Source organism: Okeania hirsuta (assembly GCF_003838195.1).
Lineage (GTDB): Bacteria > Cyanobacteriota > Cyanobacteriia > Cyanobacteriales > Microcoleaceae > Okeania > Okeania hirsuta.
In genome coordinates this window covers 40,408-60,521 of sequence record NZ_RCBY01000013.1, presented here as the reverse complement: position 1 = coordinate 60,521, position 20,114 = coordinate 40,408, and the positions used below count along the sequence as shown (strand labels likewise).

Below are 20,114 nucleotides of genomic sequence, written 5' to 3'. Positions count from 1 at the left end.
TCTTGAGAGAAAAAGCCAGAAATACTGGTTTTTCTATTTATTAATAATTTGAATATTATAGCACTGCACAAATAGGTGAGGACATTCCTCTATTTCCTACTCCCTTTTTACTCAAATTTATTGTCCTAACTAAAGAAAGTACTGCTATAATATTTAGCTACAAATTCATAGATATTTTGATTCATTTTGTATTTTTCTCCGACAACCGAATCCATCCGATAAATCAGTGAAATTACATAGAGAAAAGCTTAAATTTGATTCACTTTGTCAGTAAGGCGATCGAGTCTATGTTTTTGTCTTAAAATACTAAGATTTTTCCACAGAGTTGAAACCTTTTTAACAAGAAAAAAGTCTTATAATCATAGTAGCTTCTTAAGTTTAAAAGACTTTGCAAATGCATAAAAAGCTTGAGAATTCATCAATATAATGCAAAAAAAACATCAACAATGGCAGAAATTTTAGCACTTCAAATTGATTCTAATCAAATTAATCTTGTACCAGGATTTACCGTTTCACGATTCGGCACTGTAGGAGCAATAGATAGCTTTGACTCTTATGATATTACTATCAATGAACCTCAATTATTAGAAGTTAACTTGTTCGATATTATCACCAGTGCTGATATCATAGTAAATGATAGTAATGGAAATCCTATTCCTGGTGGAGCAGGAAGTCAGCCACTTTCTACCCCAGAAAATTTTACAATTCCTCTCAATCCTGGTAACTATCAAGTATTAGTATTTCAACCACTTAATGATTTTCCTCTAGGAGGCACAAATTATCAACTTGATTTAGCCTCTATTAGTTCCAACAACCCACCAATCAATCCACCAGTAAATCCTCCCACCAACCCACCAATCAATCCGCCAGTCAACCCTCCCATCAACCCTCCTGGTTTTACTGATAATAGTAATGACAGTATAAACACAGCAACTCCTTTAGGTCGTATAGTTCCCGAAATACCCATAACTCGCTCGGCTACAATTAATGATTTTGACACAGTAGATTACTATCGCGTTACAGTTGATCAACCCATAACTTCAGGAGTTGCCTTGCAAAATATTACTGGCAATCTTGATGTAGAAGTATTAGATAGCAATGGTAACTTAATTGCCAGTGGTAACAACCTGGACTCATCAAATGAGGCATTTCAGGCACCTTTCTTTACCCCCGGCGAATATTTTATCAATGTTTTTCAGACTGCTCCTGGTATTACCAGTAACTATGATTTAAGCCTATTTCCAGCAAGTGCAAACATTAATCCTGTACCACCCCCTAACCCTCAACCAATACCACCTAATCCCCAACCAATACCACCAAACCCTAACCCACAACCACAAACTATCCGTTTTGATGGACAGATAGATGGAAGTGATGAAGTTGTGACAAATCGTGAAGACATGAGTTTCGTTTCTAAAGAGGATTTTCTCTTAAATGCTACACCAGGCACTCCATTAACAATCGATCTGATCGGTATAAATAATGGTTTCGATCCCTTATTAGAAGTTTATCAACTGCCTCCAAATAGTCCTGTGCTTGAGGTTAACGAACAAGCTATTCTAATTGCAGCTAACGATAATAGTGGTGGTGGTGTTAATGCTAGAATTGGACCGGGAGTTCCATCAGATGTAACAATTCTTTCACCAGGAACCAATACTCCCATAAGTGTTCCTGCGGAGTTAACTTTAGCACCAGAATTTCAATATCTGTTGCGCCTGACTTATACAGAGCTACCTACTATTCCTATTGGAGGCTTTTCCTTAAATGCAAGTGTCCCTGATGGTTTTATTAGTCTTGCTCCAGTCAGATTAGGAGTTACTGTAGGCGATCCAATTGTTGCAGGAGATCCGCCAATCAATGAGTTTCCTAATGGAGGAAGCTTTTTCTAAAAAAAGCAGGAAACACCGGATCTGGGAACAGGAAACAGTAGGAAAAATATTTCCCTGTCTAAAGACCATTATCAGTATAAGTCCTAACCTATCTGTCTATTGCTATACTAAAAATCATCATTGAGGAAGTAGAAAGAAGTAGTCAATAGTCACTTAGAAGCCGTTCCTAGGGGAATCTACAGTAGTCTGTAAGCAGTCAATGGGAATTTTAAGCCCACAAATCCCATTGGCACCACCGGTGAGGTGTGAGGTATTATATTAAGTTAGGCATAAAAAAATGTCCATCTTCAAATGTTACTAAATCTTGTTTTATCTTTATCCCTCCTGAAGAGGCGACTCCTATCACCTAACGAATTTATACCAATGCTGCAGGATTTGATATTAAATCCATAAAGCATAAGGATAAAGATCGACTTTTTAGAGGCACAGTAATATTGTGTCCCGTTGAAAATTATTACCTATCAGGAAATGTTGCAGGGTTTAAATTGATAGAGCGAGGTTCGATGAATTAATTCTCGCTCTCAAATCTACACCCAATATGGCCTACATGACAATAGAGTCAAAAGAGCACAAAAAAGTTACAGCATTTTTCATTTAATGTAGACTACAAAATTCTTTTTGCAAGCGGGAGTAGTGAGTAATATCATGTCCGGATAATTTAATGTAGACTACAAAATTCTTTTTGCAATCGGGAGTAGTGAGTAATATCATGTCCGGATAATTAGTGATAAAAAAACTTTCTCCTTTTCCTCCTCTTTATTCTTTTTTTCTTCTTCTTTATTGCTTCTTTCTTACCTCCTGACTCCTCTGTCATTTATTTATAACTGTTCAACCGGACATGATATAGCGGTGCTGCCCCGCGTCGGCGACAGACACAAGCGGTAGGAACCCGGTGAGGTCTCCTGTCCCTCCAGGACGTTAAGCGTTAACGTAGTTGTGCGCTAGCAAACGCCATGGGAACGGCGACCAAGAGAGGGAGTAGAAAAATGCTTTGGCCACTATAGTCTATCTATGTGAAAACCGCCATAACTCAATCAAAGCTAAGTTATCTTTTTTGATTGATGCAAAAATCAGCTTTTTGTGCTATAATGTAATACATAATTAGAGAATAATTATAGTTAAAAAATCTATAGTTTTTAGGTGGTATTTCTCAAGAGATGCTAATAAAAGGTACAAACAGACGAATTATGATTGCCTTTTGTCAAATGCGGAGAATAGTTCGGTTATCTCTATGTTCTGAGAGTTGCCTGTTAGGAGCTGGTTGAGCCATTATCGATGTATGAGAAATAACTTAAATAATAATATTACCAAAGTTTTGCGGAAATGGTTAAGGATAGATTGCAGTTAATCTAATCTACTAGTAGTTTTAAGGACAAATTAAAATTTCTACTTATTAAGATGAACATTTCGCCTTTAAATTTACTCTAGATTTGTATTACAAAGAAGAAAAGCGGACTCATACTGAGTTTACTTTAATAGAGGAAATAAAGTATAATTATTGTCAATGTAAATAATGTAAAAATAAAATTTCCCTTATAAGTCCATTCAGCGAATCGACCAAGAGAAAAGAGAATATTCCCGATCTCAAGCCTCCTGATTGTAGAGGTACTGAAGTCCGCAGCTCCGACCCAGGAAGCTAACTGATAACTGAAATGACCACTTGATGGCATATGTGTAGGGATGGGAAAGCCTATTCTCATGTAGTTGTATCTCAAATTCTTCCCATTGTAGGAACACACAATAACTACTGCGATATTTAAAATAAGGAGTTTATGAAAAATGTCAACACTAAATCAAGAAAAGAAGAAAACTCAAAAGACAAGCAAATCAAGTCCTCGCTCCTACTCCTCAATGGATACAGTTCGTACTTATCTACATGAGATTGGCCGTGTACCACTTCTGACTCGTGAGGAAGAAATTGTGTATGGCAAGAAAGTTAAGTACATGATGCAACTTTTGGAGTCAAAGGAAAAATTAGAGGAGAAGCTAGACAGAGCAGCAACTCAGGAAGAATGGGCAGAATTTTTACAGTTAAGTGAAGAAGCACTAAACCAAACAATAAAGCATGGTCGCCGTGCCAAGCAAAAAATGATTGAAGCTAACCTTCGCTTAGTAGTAGCGATCGCTAAAAAGTACCAAAAACGAAATATGGAATTCTTGGATCTTATTCAAGAAGGTACTTTAGGTTTAGAGCGAGGAGTCGAAAAATTTGACCCCATGCGAGGTTACAAATTTTCTACTTATGCTTACTGGTGGATACGTCAAGCAATTACCAGAGCGATCGCACAACAAGCTCGTACTATTCGCTTACCTATTCACATTACTGAAAAGCTCAACAAAATCAAAAGAGTTCAGAGAGAACTAATTCAAAGTTTGGGTCGTACCCCAACTCCTTCTGAAATTGCTGAAGCTTTAGACCTAGAACCTTCTCAAATTAGAGAATATCTCTTGATGGCCCGCCATCCCATATCGTTGGATTTACGAGTAGGAGATAATCAGGACACTGAACTGCAAGAACTTTTAGAGGACGAAGCATCTTCTCCAGATGACTATATTACTCGTGAGTTGTTGCGCCAAGACTTAAATACTCTACTAGGAGAATTGACCGATCAACAACGTCGTGTATTAATATTACGTTTTGGTCTTGAGGATGGTAGAGAAATGTCCTTGGCTAAAGTGGGAGAGAGACTACAACTTAGTCGCGAGCGAGTCCGTCAACTAGAACATCAAGCTCTGGCCCATTTGCGTCGTCGTCAAGCTAAGGTGCGGGAATATGTCGCTAGTTAGGTATTAAAATCTGCCTAAAATCGATCCCTCTATTGTCAATATCAAATTTTGATCGTTCCTTGTAGAGATAGTTATTTTTAATGATTATCTCTACAAGGATTTTTTTTGATTTATTATCTACCTTTAGTAACTATTGGAAGAAATAACTTTTGTTAACAGTTGAGAAATTAACACAAATTGTTAAAACAATAGATTTTTACCTTTTTCTACGGATATGATAATGGTGTAGATAACAATTAAGTAATATTCGTGATTTTTAGGTTAGTGGCGATCGCCACCTACTTAATATTGACCTATAGTACAGCAAATAGGCCAATAGTACAGTATAAAACTATTTCTCTTAAATTCAAGGAAGAAAGACCAAAGTTTTCCTCACAAACAAATGAAGATCGTACATTGCTCAGTGATGGAATTTACCTTTTTGGTCAGTCTTCTCAACCAGAGAAAATTCAGAATGAGTATTTTGTATTTCAGTTAGAAAATGGTAAGGTAATAGGCGCTCTTTATCTACCCCATTCAGCTTTTTATTGCTTTTATGGATTTTATAAGCAAAATAGCTTAGATGTAAAAGTTGTAGATAGTTATGATAATACTGCTTCTGACTACATAGTAGATTTAGAGAAATATTACCCCATAAATCAAGTTAGTGAGAATGATGCCAGGATATTAAATACTTGCCAAACTAACTATCAAAATTTGGCTTGGTAATACTTGTTGTTAAAACTCAAAGCTCAAAAGTTAGATTTTATGGACTTAAAACTTGGAAGCTATATTCAATAACTAATAATTAATAATTAATAATTAGTAATTACCTCTTTTTGAAAGGAAGAGGATTGACGTTTAAGGAAAATTTTTTCTTTTTTCTCCTTTATAAGAAGGAGAGGGTTTAAACCTTAATTATTTGGTAATAATTCAGCAATTATTCAGCAATTATTTCACATTATCGGGAACAAAACTAATTTATGCTGATTAAGATTTTAATCGAATCTAAAGTTTGCCATTTTAACTAATTCTTTGTTCCTACTAATATTAATACTCAATACCAGGTTGCGCCCTCACACCTTGCTCTCTAAAAGGATGCTTAATCATTTTCATTTCTGTAACTAAATCCGCCCTTTCAATTAATTCTGGAGGGGCACCCCTACCTGTAAGAATAACATGAGAATCTTCAGGTTTCTCTTCTAACCCAGTTAACAAATCTTCTAACTTTAAATAACCCAATTTCAAACTAACATTCACCTCATCAAGTAATACTAATTTAAACTCTGGGTTGCGGATATAAGACAAAGCCAAATTCCAAGCTTCATAAACTTTTTGAATATCGCGATCGCGGTCTTGAGTCTCCCAAGTAAACCCTTCACCTAAAGCATGAAAAGATATTTGTTCGCCCCATTTAGTAAACACTGCTTTTTCTGCGGGTTCCCAAGCACCTTTAATAAATTGAACTATTGCCACTCGATAACCATGACCCAAGGAGCGCATCACCATACCCAATGCTGCTGTAGTTTTGCCTTTACCGTTACCAGTATTGACAATAACTAAGCCTTTTTCCAGAGCAGCTTGAGATACTCGTTGTTCTTGTACTTCTTTGCGGCGCTGCATTTTCTGTTTGTATTGCTCAGGAGTTAGGGATGTCATTTCAGTTAACAGTTATCAGTTATCAGTGTACAAAATAGTTTTTTATCACAATTAGTATTAATTTGTCAATTTAGTAATTTTTCCTGATTTTGGTAGATAATTGTATGATAGACATCTCCAGAAAATAAACTTGCCCTTTATTTACTATAAACTAGAGTGTAATAACTCAAAAAATCATTTTCCGTGTTTTTCTCCTAAAAATATCTTCCCTGTTCCCTCCATACCTATTCCCTACTTTTACAAAAAGTCTATATCTTTTTCGGGTAGTAATGCATAGTAATGATCTAAGTGATTAAACTAGCATTATAGTGATCAACAAAATACCAAATTGCACCAATATGATTGTCGAGAGATTTTGAGAATGATCAAGTTTTACTTACTCAGCTGGAAACTCTTTGACGTCAAGTATGATTGAATCGTTCAATATAACTTGTATCACCAGTTTCTTGGCCAACCCCACGGTGACGCTTACTGGGTAATACTTGATTTACCGCCAACCTCCACAGTATTTTGGCGTGATCAACAGTGGAGGGAAGAAGGACTAATTGAGAAGATTAGGGATATCCTGTACGCTCAAATAGGTCAACAGGTAAAAAAAAGGCAAATGGACAACTTTAATGATCATTGATTCCCAAGCCGTGAAAAATACTTGTAATGACAGTTTAGAGTCCAAGGGGTGTTGTTTTGAATTAGCCACCAATGGAATTAAACGGCATCTAGCCGTCGATACTCTCGGTTTTCCTTCTTGCTCCGTCCTTACTCTGAGGTTTCCTCAGAGCGGGCGGTGCGCTTTTTTTGTCCATTGCACCAAAGCATCGGTCTGTGATCATGTCGGATTAATTGAGATGTTCTCAAATAATATCGACTACTTTAAATCCCAGCCAGTTAACATTCCGAAAATCACCATTCTACTGGATAATGGATATCATCCTCAAAAAATTATGGAGGAGTTGAAAAAAGTTGCTCCGGCAATTCTGACGAATATTCCCTTGAAACTGTCGCCTAAACCATTAAAAGCTCAAAAGAATCAACAAGGCAAAACAGGATTTGTACCCGTCACAGCTAGGTGGGTGATAGAAAGAACCAATTCCTGGATGGAAAGATGTAAAAGTTTAGTAAAAAATGTTGTTTGCGCAGCATTCGGCAGGAAAACAACTCTTGCTCATGGTGCCACCAAAATTAATGTTTGTTTTGTCAGGCTGATGTTGAAGAGATTAGTGGCGATCGCCTAATTTCTTCGAGAACCTAAATGGTTTCTATAAGGACTTTTTGGAAATATCATACCCTAATTTACCAACGCCAATATTTTTTACCATCAATGATGATATAACTCCTATCTTTCTCAATTTTGTACTTTGAGGCTATTTCGTCAATTTGTTGTTCGCTTTGAACTTCCGCCAAAGTTATCGTATTAAGAATCTCAGCCTTACTCAGGTAAAAGTTGAAATCTTGATTGTCGATTACCATATCCATAGCCCAAATTGTATCCCCATCAGGCTGCTGAACTTCCTGTAAAGCATCAAAGCCTATTTTTGAGAACTCCCGCATAAATTTGCCCAGGTGATAGTTTTGAATATTCAGGTTTTGTGTGGTTCCAGTTACTTTAACATCCACATCATCGGTAATTTTCTTACAGCACTTTTCATATGGGTGAACCACGTTAATTGTAAAATATAACTAAACACAAATATAGTTATCTAGAGCGATGTAGCTGTCGCACTTGCTCCGCCAACGCCAATCCTGAAAAATGGCCAGACCATATTCACGCTTATTTACGTCTTCGTGTGATTAGAGCCGATCAAAATCAAGAAGGTTCTCAACGTCAAATAGCGCAAAGATTTCAAGTTAGCTTGAGTTTTGTCCGTAATTTATGAAGGCATTATAGAACCACAGGAACTGTAAATCCAAAGCAACATGGAGGAGGACCAAAGATTAAAATTGATGGCAATTTTGATTCTTTAATGAGCGCAGCAAATCCAACAAAAACCGGATATTTTACTTTGTGAGTTATGGGAATATTTAGAAATTAGAACCGGAGTCAAAGTGAGTGTATCAACAATGTATCAAATTTTCAAAAAATTCAATATAAGTAGAAAAAAAAAGTCTTTATGCTTCAGAACAAGAGAGAGAAGATATTAAACAAAAACGCTATGAGTATGGAAAATGGCGCTGATTTAGTAGACATAAATAATTTGGTTTTTGTTGACGAATCAGGGGTTAATTTAGGGATGATATCATGTTCCCCTCCGGGGGAGCTACGAATTGCGGATAATCAGTTATAATAAACCTTCTGCCTTCTAACCTTGCTCTTTCCCTTCAGCATAGCTGCCCTCTGCCTTCTGCTTTTAGTCCACAGATATTATAAGTATTCAACCGAACATGATATGACTCGTCTTGATGGTCCAGCAAAAGTAGGAGAGAGAGTAGTTACCAATGCCCCTAGAAATCAAGGTAAGAATACAAGTGTTTTAGGAGCTTTAAGTCTAGATGGTCTAATTGCATCAATGACAGTAATTGGTAGTACAAATAGAAATGTATTTGAAACATATATAAAGCAGATTTTAGTACCTCAACTATGGCGCTTGGGCAATTGTACTGATGGATAATTTAAGTGTCCACAAAGGTTCTAGAATTCAAGAGTTAATTTCCGTATAGAGGAGCCAAGTTAATGTTCTTACCTGCATACTCACCAGATTTGTCACCCATTGAACTATGTTGGTCAAAATTTAAAGAGTTTCTCGGTTCTCGTCAAGCTCTTTCCTCAGGAACAATTAGATCGAGTTATCAGCGAAGCGTTGGCGGAGCAAGTGCGGCAGCTACATCGCTCAAATTACTGAAGATGATGCCATGGGGAATGTTTGAACATTGTGGTTTATTCATCTCAAAAGCGCTGTAATCAAATCCCCCAATTCCCCGGGTATATTGGCCACACTGGTATTGGGAAGCGGATCTGCCACAAGCACCTGCTGGGGTAACAGGTTCTCAGGAAGATGTTCTTGTTCAATATAATAAGCCCAACTCAGAGCAAACAACCCACCTAAAGAATGACCAAAGAGATAAGTATCCACCGGAACGTTAGCCAAATTAGCTTTTTGGTAGGCGGAGCTAACGCTTTTTAGTGCATTTTTCAGCCATTTCTCTTGGGAGTCAATCAAACATAAGCAGGCAGAGTAGCCCAAAATGCACCTTCCACAGTCAAGCGCGTATCTGGAAGGAGGTCAATATCAGGAACGCGATACATTGATTGGGTCTGCAATCTGACAGACTGCATTCAGAGCTGAAGCAACTGCACCCTCTTGCCAACCCGTTAGGTGAGAAAGCTAGTCCCCAACAATATAAAAATTTTGGTCGCCCTTAACCAGAGTGTTAAAGTGAATTTCTCTATTCTCAACTGTATTTCATTGTGCCCATCCACCTTTTTGGTGAGGTATATTTTGCCAGGCAATAGCCAGACCATGCTTCAACCCATCAGCAAACTCATCACCTCCCAGGTTTCTCGCTCCCTGACGAGCAAGTTCTCCAAGTTGCCCCAGTCTTTGGCAACAGCACTAAAATTGTAAGCTCCAGTAAGCACGCCTAACTCTGCGTGCTATTCCTCGGAAGGATACCAGACAGGCTTTGACATCCTCCCGACGCTGACCTGACGGTACAGCGCGGGATTCCCATCTAATAAAACAGACTGTCTTGATAGAGTGCGATCGCTGCCCTATCTTTAGCTGTGCCTTTTTCCAATAGGGTTCTAGGGCGTTGGTGATTTTGGCTATGACTGCGCATTAATGCCAATCACCTAACTATTAACTGAAAAGCATTTTCTATTTGGCCAAATTTAGGTTTCATAGCTTGGTTCATCAACGCCGGTTCTAGAATAATTATTGGAGATATCTAGCGGGTATGAGTGAGAGATTAATTCTCTCAAACCAAGCTCAGGATGCCGGCGAAGAGTAACCTTTGCATCTCTATACCCAACGTTTATCGCCGACCAATTCTCACAACGTCGCCATCAAAGGTTGGTACAGACAAGACAAAGGGATCTGTAGGAAAAGTCAATGCCTGTTCTTCAAGAATACCAATGGCAATTTCCTCGCCCATGCGAACGCTATCGTAATAGTCGGTGAAGTAGTGAACTCCTGCCATGTTTCGACCAATGGAAATATTGGCTGCTAGTTTATTCAGTTCACCTTCAAGAGTGAGAGCCTCAGAAATATTATTAATCGTTCTTTCTTTCAAGGCAGTCCGATTGCAACCATTAACTCGGAAAGCAACCAACTTATCGCCTTCCTCCATACGTTTGAACCTATATTCCTTACTACTATCCTTTACAAGCACTGTACTGGTGTCAAAAAATGCCTTGAGAATGGTTACACAAGCACCAGCAACGGTAGCGTGTCCTGCACCATAAGCAGGGTGCATGGGAGATCCTTCAGGAAATGCCATTGGTAGCAGATAACTACCTTCAGCTATTGCGGAAATATTTCCGAGAGTACTTGTGTTCAAACCGCAAGTTCCATTGCCTTCCAACTTATCTATGAACCCCTGAACGTTTTTTTTCAAGGCTTCTGGGAGCAAATCTCTATCTATGCTATTGCCAGAACGCAACAGCTCAATTCGTGCTGCTAGAGCCTCTGGTCGCAAGCGAATATGATTGTTAAACTTCTGGAAACGAACAGCCTTAAGTGCTCGTGTTGCCACCTCAGTCACCAAGGTCAAAATGTGGGGACCACCATAAAGAGCAAAACCATTAGCGTGACGGCGAGTTTTTGGATCTTGTGCTGCTACACCACCTCCAGAGAGATGATCGAAACTAGGATTGAAAGGAGTTCCCATTCCCAACAGAATCAGACAAGCATTGAGATAAGCTTCATAAAGAGCATCGTAGTGGACATAGGTTGCCAGATCACGAGGTGTATAAATAAAGCGACGTCCAGTATCATAGCTTTCTCGTTCCTGTCTAATACCCCGCTGAACTTCAACATACTTTGTCAAATCGGTCATATAGTTTGTTCCTGGCGTGGCTATGGGAACTTGTTGGTTGATTTCCAGAACACCATAGGCGATTTTTCCCTTAGTGACACCATTATCTCCGTTGACGCCTTTGTTACCAATCAGCAAAAATTGAGACAGGTAAGGTCCCACCTCTACCCCCGGAGAAGACCCACGAAATACTGTATTTTTGTCGAGACAGTTATTTCCATTGACTTTTCGAGGTCGTCCATTTTGGTCTTTGATGTAATCAAGGCAATTGAGGCGAGCAATTGATTTGTTGACCTTTTCATTGGTTGCATTGCACTCAAAATCATTAAGAGGACAATCGCGAAGAATGGCCAGTTCATATACCTCAGCCATCTCAAAAATCAGTTCCGGGTTCGTGTTACCAGTGGCATCTAACAATGGTGGTGCGGGAGGCATGGTGACTGCTTGAGCATCAGGTCCTTCTAAATCATGCACAACCCCTGCAGTTGGGGCTTCCCACTGTCTAAAACCATCAAGGAAATTCGGATTTTCCTCTTCTACAATGTTGCCATTAACAACCTTATATTTTGCACCATGACGAACTCTATCAGTAAAAGGATCGATGAAGCCATCATCGATCGCTCGGCGAAATTCTACAAAGTCTCTTGGATCTTGTAGCAATCCTGTGTTGGGGTTATGGATTAAACCTTTGGTAAAGGACATGAAATACCGATCGCCTGCGTAGCGCTCTTCGTCCCCATTAGCTTGATGGGTTGGATGTTGGCGGCTTCTTGCTAATTCAGCGGCCTCAATGCGAACGGAATAAGATTTTTGACGACGCTCGTTCATAAAATTCTCCTATTTTTGATTAATTTTAGGATTGTGTGCAAAACTGGGACGAGACTTGATAAGTTATCATCATAATTAAGTGGTATACTCGTCTATTATGTAGACGATGGAAAGCAAAATTTATGACTTTTTTGAGTTAGATACCCTTAATTTCTAGCTTGATCGAGTAAGGTAGTGATCGCTCCTCGTCTTACAATGGATGACTATTGCAATGCACCTGCACCTATTATATTTTACTCGATATAATTTTTTGGTACTTCTTTACAAAAAGAAACAAAAATTGCCCAACTTCTTACTTCTATTAAGTCGGCGTTGGCGGAGCAAGTGCGGCAGCTATATCGCTCCCCCACTAACCTTAGTTTTAAACATAAAGTAGGGATATTGCATACAACGTCCCTACTGTGAATGTCTGATTAATTTATGAATTGCATATCTATGATGCAATTGAGAAGTAAATAAATTATTTATGTTGGCTGCTCAAGAACTTTAAAATATTCTAGTTCAAACCCTTAAGTCGGCGTTGGCGGAGCAAGTGCGGCAGCTATATCGCTCTCCCACTAACCTTAGTATTAAACATAAAGTAGGGATATTACATACAACGTCCCTACTCTGAATGTCTTCTTAATTTATCAGGACTTACGCAAAGACACTATATATAATAGCGCATGGTAAATAGAGCGATTGCTGACGCCAAGCTCCGCTAACGCTGAAAAAAAATCAAGCGCGATCGCGTCAAGACAATTTCCATAGTTAAAACAAAGGTAAAAAACCTCTATCAAATCAAAATAGCCCTGAATTTTATTGTAGGCTTATTCAGCTCTTGGAGCAGGTAATCTGAGAGTAATTAATGTTTGACTTGAGCAATAGTTTTTCCTATTTTCACTGCTAATCTTTTGACAAAATTCCAGACTAACATTCCACAAGCAATATGATTTATTTGAATTTTTCTCAGACGACATTCACAGGTATTGGCTCCTGTGAATTGCTTAATTCCTCTCTGACATTCCTCAATTTTTCATCTCATTTTAACTTCAAATTAGACATCATCTTTACTGCATTTGCTGAGGTCATTAGTAGCAATATATTCTGTTGGTGTTGGTAGAAGCATTTACCCAGAATCCCTTGACTTTTTTACCCCTTTGAAACCCTTTCTTTTTAATGATTTTACCTGATTTTTTTCTGATTCATTCCAGTTTAATTCAGCAAGATTTTTCGATTTTCATACACCACCTGTGTCATCTACGTGCGCGATTTATTTTTAAGTGCCAATAATAATTTTTTCCTAAGTTATCTATCAATGCCATTCATCTTTGTCTTCCATACCAACTCTCCATTAATACAGTTTTCAATGGTTATTTCTTCTTATTTATCACATTAAATATCATTTTTTCAACATGATATATTTGAGTTTTGCTGTCATTATCTGGATCATAAATACGATCATCTATTATCCAAAATTATTCAGTTTGGGGGTGAAAATAGATATAGCAATGTGCCCTGGCATATTTACAAATTACAGGAGGTGTCCAATAGCTAAAAGTTTTATCTTATCAGCTTTTTATTCCCCCTTCCGGAGCTGTTGCCTATTGCCTGTTGCCTGCGCACAGCGCTATACAATTAACTCTCTCCCGCTCCTGTTGTGATGGGGTGATGAGAAGATGAGGTGATTTGGCGATCTAACTCCTAACAGATATCGTATTATTATTTTTTTATTATTTTCTTTGTGGGTTTAATACCCCACCGTCAACGGGGGTGTTCAAAATTACTTGGGGTGAGAATCCCCATGTAATTTTCCTCCTGTCTCCTGTCTCCTGTCTCCTGTCTCCTTCTTCAATATATTTTTTTATTATTTCCCTTATGGGTTTAATACCCCACCGTCTACACGGTGCTCAAAATTGTTTGGGGGAGCGTAGACGCGGAGCGGCCCTTCGTTGACTATCCCCATGCAATTTTCCCTCCTGACTCCTGACTCCTGACTCCTGACTCCTTCTTCAATATTTAGACTTGTACTTTCCAACTCCGAAGCTCGAAAATAGTCACTCAACTTCTGTTTAAGCTGTTTGCGCGCCAAAGATATCCGCTTGCAGACATTATCATACAGCGCTTTTCATATTGATGAACCACATCGTCACAATCAGGCACCCAGTAAGGAGGTTCCATGAAACGTCCCTACTGTGCTCTACCGAAATGAAAACGCCTGTAATGTTTGTTGGAAGTAGTCTCGGTACAACTGATGACTGATAACTGCTTTATTTCCATCTAACTTCACTAACCCCATACTGTTTAACTTGTAAGCATAGATAGGTTCTAGTAATATAGGTTCAGTGGTATGTATCGCTGTACTCAAAGCGATCGCTAATTCCGGCTCATCTTGCAATTTTGCTTGATGACGCTGCAAGTGACTCGAATAAATTCCCGTCGATGTAGGAGCCGTTTTTAATAGCTCCGTGAGTGTTACATCTCCCTGACTAAGATGATAAATAGCAAGATGTACTAAAGCAGGATGTCCTCCTGTCATAGCCATCAAAAGATTTGCTTGCTCTCCATCTGTCCAATTAAGTCTGTAACATTTAGCTAATTTTACCACTTCTTTCAAGGAAAAATTGTGTAGCTGGATTGGCAACCCTACATTGAAAGGTGACTGTTTCAGGTTTAGAGGCACATAAATTTCAGTTGAGTGAACTACTACTAAACGCAATTTCTGCCACAGGGGGAGTCTTTTGGCATCCTCATACCACGAACGTAACAAGGGAAAAAAGTCCTTTGCTATTTCCAGATGCTCAAAAATCTGGTTCACTTCATCCAAAGCTAGAAGTATGGGCGAATCAATTGAATCTAGTAAATAGTCCTGGAAGTAGAGAGAGCAGCTAATTTTACACCCAATGTCTTCATCCCAATAATCATCTAACCTTGATTCTATGTTTAGTTGGCGACTGATATTAACACAAAACCAGCGTAAAAACCTATTAATATTACTAAAAATATCTTGGTCTACCTGTTGTAAGTCCAAGTTAACAACGTGATAATCTAAAAAATGTTTTGCATAGTCCATAACACGCAGCAGCAGGGAGGTTTTGCCCATTTCTTGTGGCGCTTTTATCCTTACCAAAGCCCCCGGATTCTCAATTTCTGCATATACTTGCTTCTCAATATCAGATCGTTGTATATAAAATGGGGAATCTAGAGATATGCCTCCACTAGGAAATCTTGGTGACATCACTTGCCTAATATTAGTAGACAGTGTTGTAGCATTTTGGTTGGCAATGGTTTTTTTTGATGTTGCTTTTGAGGTAAAATATGTTTCAAGCTTTGCCCGACAATTTTTTTTGGTTACCTTCTGGCCTACAACATCAGAAATTCGTCTCAATAGCTGAGGAGCTATAACATTGCTCAGATAACCTGGACTATAACCAGCCTCTTGAGCTACTAGATTATAGGTTTTATAATTCCAGATGCCTTGGATAATTATCCTTTCTATATTATTTAGAGGAGGATAATCAATTTCGAGTAGCTTGCGGTTTATAGCTTTGAGAACAAAATTTAAGTTGATAGGGTATGAATTTTCCTCTTTCTCCATATATTAGCTATTATTAAGTATAAATATAAATAGTATTTTATGCAATCATATCCTTTTTTTTTTGGCAATAGAAAATAAATCATACCAATTTTATCAAATATTGCTACATTTATGGAAGAGTGGTGCGACCCCGCGTCGGCATCTGTAGAGGTATAGCGCTACGGGCAAGTTAGAAGTTATATCATGTCCGGATAAAAGCGTGATCAAAAAAAAATTCTCCTTCTCATCCTCTTCAGTCTGCAACTTAATCTTCTCCACAGGCTTAAATTCGCTTGAAACTCAAGCTACTGATACGGCTTTGTTGCATCGTGGTTATAACTAAATCTCAAACCGCTTCTGTTTCTCAGGAAGTTTTGAGCGTCTTCATAAAGACATCAGAAGTCTGATTTGAAGAGGTTGATGCTCCCACAGATGCAGAAGTTCGCATTGGTTTCCAACAAGGTGATGGGTCTTGGTCTTATCTGGGAACTGATGTGCTGAATATTCCTTTATATCATGTCCGGATAATTAGTTATAAAAAAACTTTCTCCTTCAACTCCAGTTGTTCTTCTTTCTTCCCTCTTTCCTCCTGACTCCTGACTCCTGACTCCTGACTCCTGAGGACTCCCTAGTTATTTATTTATCACTGTTTAACCGGACATGATATTAAACCAAAGAACTATGAATTTTGGTTGGCCTTTAGCTAATGATGGCTATGGTAAGGAAACTGCACTTCACGAAGTGGGACATACACTAGCATTACCACACGAGCATCAAAATCCTAAAGCAGGTATTCAGTGGAATGAAGATGCAGTCAGAGCTTCTTTAAGTGGACTTCCGAACAATTGGTCGTTAGAAACGATAGAATATAATATTTTGCGTAAAGTAGCAACAAATGAAGTTGCAGGGTCTGACTGGAACCCAAACTCAATTATGCACTATCAGTTTCAAGCAGAACTGATCAATAGTCCTGCTCCCTATAATCAGCAAGGAATTTTTCCAGAACCTGGTTTGTCACAAAAGGATAAGGATTGGATGCAAAAGTTTTATCCTGTGCTGGAATCAAACGATTACATTGAGCTTAAACCTTTTATTTCAGTGCCATTGGTTTTATCCCCTGGAGAACAGGTTAATTTTATTGTGAAGCCAAAAAATTCGCGAGATTACAAGTTTCAAACTTTTGGTGAAGCAGACACTGTAATGGTTTTGTTTGAGGAAGAGAATGGCGACCCAAGGTATTTGAATGGAGATGATGATAGTGGTACTGAATATAATGCTTTCATTACTCACAAATTGTTGAGAGGTCGTACTTATATTCTCAGAGTTCGTTTGTATTTTCCTGGTTTAAGTGGTGAAACTGCTGTAATGATGTGGTAGAAATGAAATAGTGTAGTATTGCGCGATCAATTTAACTTCTGTAGTAACTTAAGTTAGTTAGAAGCGATGGATCTACTTGAGTCAAAAAACTCTCATCAAAATAATGGCGACCGCTTCAGATCAAATCCGGTAGGATTGGTGTCATTAGACTTATAGTGTGGGAACCCACCCCTAATATCAAATTAAGAAATATTTGCTACAAATAGCTAGGATATTTCGTAAGGAGTCAACCCACCCGCGCTCCCCTCCCAGGAGGGTAACTCAGGAGGACTGAGTCACACGGGAATAGCTTCAATACCATTTTTCAGGTCGCAAATCATTCTTTTGTCTTGGTGCGCTACCAGGTGCGACTAGCGTCGTCGCGGGGTCGCACCGCTCTCTTGGTCGATGGTCGGTCAGCTCCGAGACCCGAAGAGTGCAGACCCGCTCCGAAGTACGCCATCCCACCCTACGGGAAGCTCCGAAGATCGACCACTTTGTCAAAGGACATATCCTGCATTTGTCTTTTTATTCCTGTTACTATTCGAACACATTCTTTTTTCACCCTTGGTATAACCCCTCCCAGGAGGGGAAGATGGGGAGATGGGGAGATCAAGAAAGATTTGGCAATGGCGCTGTGATGGAACATTTTTTTAGACCGAAACTGAGGGGATTTGATATCACTCCAGATTTTGTTAAGATAGAAAAGAAAAATGATATTCTGCTAATAGATATCTCCGAAAAAGAATGTAGGGACATTCCATGTAACGCCCCGACAAGGATTTCAGAAAAGGTTGATGTAATTTATGGAGATTTCTAATGATTTGATAGTTAATTACAGTATTAATAAGCTATCAGCTTTCAGCCTTGAGTATCAATCCTATAACTTAAGTTTACTGGTTTAAAGATGACTACTGAAAATTATTTAAAAGGAGTAAAATATGGGTTTAATTAGTGGTCTACTCGGAAATGCTGCCGAAGTTAATATTGATTCCAAAAAACTAGATAAGTTATTCAACGATATTTTAGTAGATGGAGAACAAATTGAAAAAGCTTACCAAATTATTCGCGATATGTTTGTGTTTACTAATAAGCGTTTAATTTTGGTAGATAAACAAGGAGTAACAGGACATAAAATTGAGTTTCTTTCTATTCCCTATTCAAAAATTACCAAGTTTTCTAAAGAAAGTGCAGGACATTTTGACTTAGATGCAGAGTTAAAGATTTGGGTAGGTAGTGAATCAGAACCAATTAGTCATGAATTTAATCGTTCCGTGAATATTAACGAAGTCTATTCTGTATTAAGTAAGTATGTTTTGAAGTAAATTCTTGAAGAAGGTGGTAGGTTTTTAGTTCAATTTTATAGCAGAAGGAAGAAGTAAGAAGGAAGAAGGCGTTTAGTGATCTAGGACAAAGGGTTGATTATTAATATTCTGTTGTTTTAGATATTCTATAGCAATCCTATTTTATTCGTGTCAAAAATCTTACTGCTTTTTAGGGAACACTTAACTGGGAACAGGGAACAGGTAAGAGTTTCAGTTTTTTTATTTACTTTTTGATTTGTCACGACCTATTTAGGATTGCTATATAATACCAATTTCATAAAATATTGCTACAGTCTCGACTTGAATACTTATACTTTGGTGGAAGGAAAGCAGAGGGCAGTTATGCTACTATGCTAAAGGATTTCTTTCAATTGAAACTTAATTCTATACACGCTCCGATGCTACCGGACATGATATCAAGAGCACTAATGGCAGTTACTATATTGGATATTCAAGCTCAATCAATTGTGGAAACCTCTCGTGATGGTAGAGTTTTCAAGCCAATTTAGGAGAATGGTGCTGGGAAAAATCGCCTTCTTACACCGCTCCACCCACTATCTTTGAAACATAGTGAAGATAATTAGTTTAGACAAGAGTCGCTCCACTTATGAACTACTCTTTTTTTCATACTATTTATCAAAAGTCACCATCAAAATAACAAAAGTTATTCAATACTTATACCATTTCAACAATTGCTATAAAAACTTTTATTGCTAAACTTTGAAGAAGATTATAACTATCAAAAAATATGAATAACGGTCCTGACCCTAACCTTAAATATCCAATACCTAATCAAACTCGATTAGTCTATTTAAAGAACATTATTAAAAATCCCAACATCATTGTCGGAGACTATACTTACTACGACGATTTTGAGAATCCAGAGAATTTTGAGCGTAATGTTCTCTATAATTTTGATTTTATTGAAGATCAATTAATTATTGGTAAATTCTGCTCTATTGCCTCTGATGTAAAGTTTATTATGAATGGAGGAAATCATCGTACTGACTGGTTGACAAATTATCCTTTTCCTGTGTTTGGAGAAGGTTGGGAAAAAGCAATGCCGGACTCGTGGCCAGACAAAGGAAATACTGTTATTAGTAACGATGTTTGGATTGGTTATGGAGCGATAATTATGCCTGGTATTCAAGTAGGAGATGGGGCAATTATAGCGACAAATTCTGTGGTGACAAAGAATGTTGAACCATACAGTATTGTTGGTGGAAATCCTGCTAAAGAAATTCGTAAAAGATTTGAGGAAGCTATTATTAAAGAATTGCTAGAGATTAAATGGTGGGATTGGGAAATTGAGAAAATTACTCGTAATTTACAGGCGATTTGTGGATCGGATATTAATGAATTGCGTGAGACTGTTTGAGTTTTATTTTGTAGCTATTTAAAAAGCCAAATATGTGAATAACTAAAAATTTTGGCGTTGGTAAAGCGCGTGTATAATATTAATCTTAATTACTTAGGAGTCAAGAGTCAGGAGAGAATAAAGAAGAAGAAAAAGGATTAGAAGGAGTAGAAAGAGAAAGTTTTTTGGTGGCGTAAAGGGAACGGAATTCTATAAAGCTCTTATCCGGACATGATATCATACCTCAAATTACCAACGCCAAAATTTTATATGATCAGCTTTTTATCCTCAGCGTAATATTTTATAGGTACTAGCGATCGCTTTTACTTATATTTATACTTTTATTAGTAGCGATCGCTCATAAAATTGATTGTCACTATGCTCCGAAAGTGCTAAGTCATATCAAA

The 20,114-nt window shown here is 38.0% G+C and carries 16 protein-coding genes; 10 read left to right on the top strand and 6 right to left on the bottom strand.

Features of this window, described 5'->3' with window-relative positions; all coding sequences use genetic code 11:
* Positions 1-446: 446 nt before the first annotated feature.
* The 3 genes from D5R40_RS34550 (at position 447) to D5R40_RS04095 (ending at position 5,384) form a co-directional block, all read left to right on the top strand.
* Positions 447-1,889 carry a hypothetical protein gene (locus D5R40_RS34550; RefSeq protein ID WP_161564923.1) on the top strand — a complete coding sequence of 481 codons (1,443 nt, stop codon included), beginning with the start codon at positions 447-449 and terminating at the stop codon, positions 1,887-1,889.
* A gap of 1,779 nt (positions 1,890-3,668) precedes the next feature.
* Positions 3,669-4,676 carry an RNA polymerase sigma factor, RpoD/SigA family gene (locus D5R40_RS04100; RefSeq protein ID WP_124154270.1) on the top strand — a complete coding sequence of 336 codons (1,008 nt, stop codon included), beginning with the start codon at positions 3,669-3,671 and terminating at the stop codon, positions 4,674-4,676.
* Positions 4,677-4,925: 249 nt separating this feature from the next.
* Positions 4,926-5,384 carry a hypothetical protein gene (locus D5R40_RS04095; RefSeq protein ID WP_124145294.1) on the top strand — a complete coding sequence of 153 codons (459 nt, stop codon included), beginning with the start codon at positions 4,926-4,928 and terminating at the stop codon, positions 5,382-5,384.
* A gap of 321 nt (positions 5,385-5,705) precedes the next feature.
* Here the strand turns inward: D5R40_RS04095 and cobO are convergent, their stop codons facing one another.
* Entirely contained in the window at positions 5,706-6,314 is a 609-nt protein-coding gene (gene cobO, locus D5R40_RS04090) for a cob(I)yrinic acid a,c-diamide adenosyltransferase (protein ID WP_124145293.1), read from the bottom strand.
* A 617-nt stretch (positions 6,315-6,931) separates the two neighbouring features.
* Between cobO and D5R40_RS41850 the strand changes: the two genes are divergently transcribed.
* Entirely contained in the window at positions 6,932-7,546 is a 615-nt protein-coding gene (locus D5R40_RS41850; RefSeq protein WP_124154269.1) for a transposase, read from the top strand.
* A gap of 58 nt (positions 7,547-7,604) precedes the next feature.
* On the opposite strand, the gene D5R40_RS04075 is transcribed toward D5R40_RS41850, so the two are convergent.
* A complete protein-coding gene (locus tag D5R40_RS04075) occupies positions 7,605-7,973 on the bottom strand; it encodes a hypothetical protein (protein WP_124145292.1) in 369 nt (122 codons plus the stop codon).
* 725 nt (positions 7,974-8,698) lie between these two features.
* Between D5R40_RS04075 and D5R40_RS40750 the strand changes: the two genes are divergently transcribed.
* Entirely contained in the window at positions 8,699-8,920 is a 222-nt protein-coding gene (locus tag D5R40_RS40750) for a transposase (protein ID WP_124145291.1), read from the top strand.
* 62 nt (positions 8,921-8,982) lie between these two features.
* On the top strand, positions 8,983-9,210 hold the full coding sequence (locus D5R40_RS40745) for a transposase (RefSeq protein ID WP_124145290.1): 228 nt from the start codon (positions 8,983-8,985) through the stop codon (positions 9,208-9,210).
* Here D5R40_RS40745 and D5R40_RS04055 read toward each other — a convergent pair.
* From D5R40_RS04055 to D5R40_RS04040, 4 genes are all read right to left on the bottom strand, one after another.
* The gene (locus D5R40_RS04055; protein WP_124145289.1) at positions 9,191-9,493 is read right to left on the bottom strand and encodes a hypothetical protein; all 303 of its coding nucleotides are present in this window, start codon (positions 9,491-9,493) and stop codon (positions 9,191-9,193) included. The genes D5R40_RS40745 and D5R40_RS04055 overlap by 20 nt on opposite strands.
* A 790-nt stretch (positions 9,494-10,283) precedes the next feature.
* Complete coding sequence (locus D5R40_RS04050; protein ID WP_124145288.1) at positions 10,284-12,113, bottom strand: vanadium-dependent haloperoxidase; 1,830 nt, start codon at positions 12,111-12,113, stop codon at positions 10,284-10,286.
* A 1,855-nt stretch (positions 12,114-13,968) separates the two neighbouring features.
* Positions 13,969-14,184 carry a hypothetical protein gene (locus tag D5R40_RS04045; RefSeq protein WP_124145287.1) on the bottom strand — a complete coding sequence of 72 codons (216 nt, stop codon included), beginning with the start codon at positions 14,182-14,184 and terminating at the stop codon, positions 13,969-13,971.
* 108 nt (positions 14,185-14,292) lie between these two features.
* A complete protein-coding gene (locus D5R40_RS04040; protein WP_240038970.1) occupies positions 14,293-15,690 on the bottom strand; it encodes an AAA-like domain-containing protein in 1,398 nt (465 codons plus the stop codon).
* A 639-nt stretch (positions 15,691-16,329) separates the two neighbouring features.
* Here D5R40_RS04040 and D5R40_RS04035 point away from each other — a divergent pair.
* From D5R40_RS04035 to D5R40_RS04020, 4 genes are all read left to right on the top strand, one after another.
* The gene (locus D5R40_RS04035) at positions 16,330-17,046 is read left to right on the top strand and encodes a zinc metalloprotease (RefSeq protein ID WP_124154268.1); all 717 of its coding nucleotides are present in this window, start codon (positions 16,330-16,332) and stop codon (positions 17,044-17,046) included.
* 574 nt (positions 17,047-17,620) lie between these two features.
* Positions 17,621-17,845 (top strand): hypothetical protein, encoded by a 225-nt coding sequence (locus tag D5R40_RS04030; RefSeq protein ID WP_124154267.1) that lies wholly within the window; start codon positions 17,621-17,623, stop codon positions 17,843-17,845.
* A 121-nt stretch (positions 17,846-17,966) separates the two neighbouring features.
* Positions 17,967-18,350 carry a PH domain-containing protein gene (locus tag D5R40_RS04025; protein ID WP_124145285.1) on the top strand — a complete coding sequence of 128 codons (384 nt, stop codon included), beginning with the start codon at positions 17,967-17,969 and terminating at the stop codon, positions 18,348-18,350.
* 748 nt (positions 18,351-19,098) lie between these two features.
* On the top strand, positions 19,099-19,728 hold the full coding sequence (locus D5R40_RS04020) for a CatB-related O-acetyltransferase (RefSeq protein WP_124145284.1): 630 nt from the start codon (positions 19,099-19,101) through the stop codon (positions 19,726-19,728).
* The last annotated feature ends 386 nt before the right edge of the window (positions 19,729-20,114 follow it).

Excerpts from the sequence above, each read along its gene's own strand:
- D5R40_RS34550 (WP_161564923.1), top strand. The coding sequence starts at position 447 with ATGGCAGAAATTTTAGCACTTCAAATTGATTCTAATCAAATTAATCTT.
- D5R40_RS04100 (WP_124154270.1), top strand. The coding sequence starts at position 3,669 with ATGTCAACACTAAATCAAGAAAAGAAGAAAACTCAAAAGACAAGCAAA.
- cobO (WP_124145293.1), bottom strand. The coding sequence starts at position 6,314 with ATGACATCCCTAACTCCTGAGCAATACAAACAGAAAATGCAGCGCCGC.
- D5R40_RS41850 (WP_124154269.1), top strand. The coding sequence starts at position 6,932 with ATGATCATTGATTCCCAAGCCGTGAAAAATACTTGTAATGACAGTTTA.
- D5R40_RS40750 (WP_124145291.1), top strand. The coding sequence starts at position 8,699 with ATGACTCGTCTTGATGGTCCAGCAAAAGTAGGAGAGAGAGTAGTTACC.
- D5R40_RS40745 (WP_124145290.1), top strand. The coding sequence starts at position 8,983 with ATGTTCTTACCTGCATACTCACCAGATTTGTCACCCATTGAACTATGT.
- D5R40_RS04050 (WP_124145288.1), bottom strand. The coding sequence starts at position 12,113 with ATGAACGAGCGTCGTCAAAAATCTTATTCCGTTCGCATTGAGGCCGCT.
- D5R40_RS04040 (WP_240038970.1), bottom strand. The coding sequence starts at position 15,690 with ATGGAGAAAGAGGAAAATTCATACCCTATCAACTTAAATTTTGTTCTC.
- D5R40_RS04035 (WP_124154268.1), top strand. The coding sequence starts at position 16,330 with ATGATATTAAACCAAAGAACTATGAATTTTGGTTGGCCTTTAGCTAAT.
- D5R40_RS04030 (WP_124154267.1), top strand. The coding sequence starts at position 17,621 with ATGGGGAGATGGGGAGATCAAGAAAGATTTGGCAATGGCGCTGTGATG.
- D5R40_RS04025 (WP_124145285.1), top strand. The coding sequence starts at position 17,967 with ATGGGTTTAATTAGTGGTCTACTCGGAAATGCTGCCGAAGTTAATATT.
- D5R40_RS04020 (WP_124145284.1), top strand. The coding sequence starts at position 19,099 with ATGAATAACGGTCCTGACCCTAACCTTAAATATCCAATACCTAATCAA.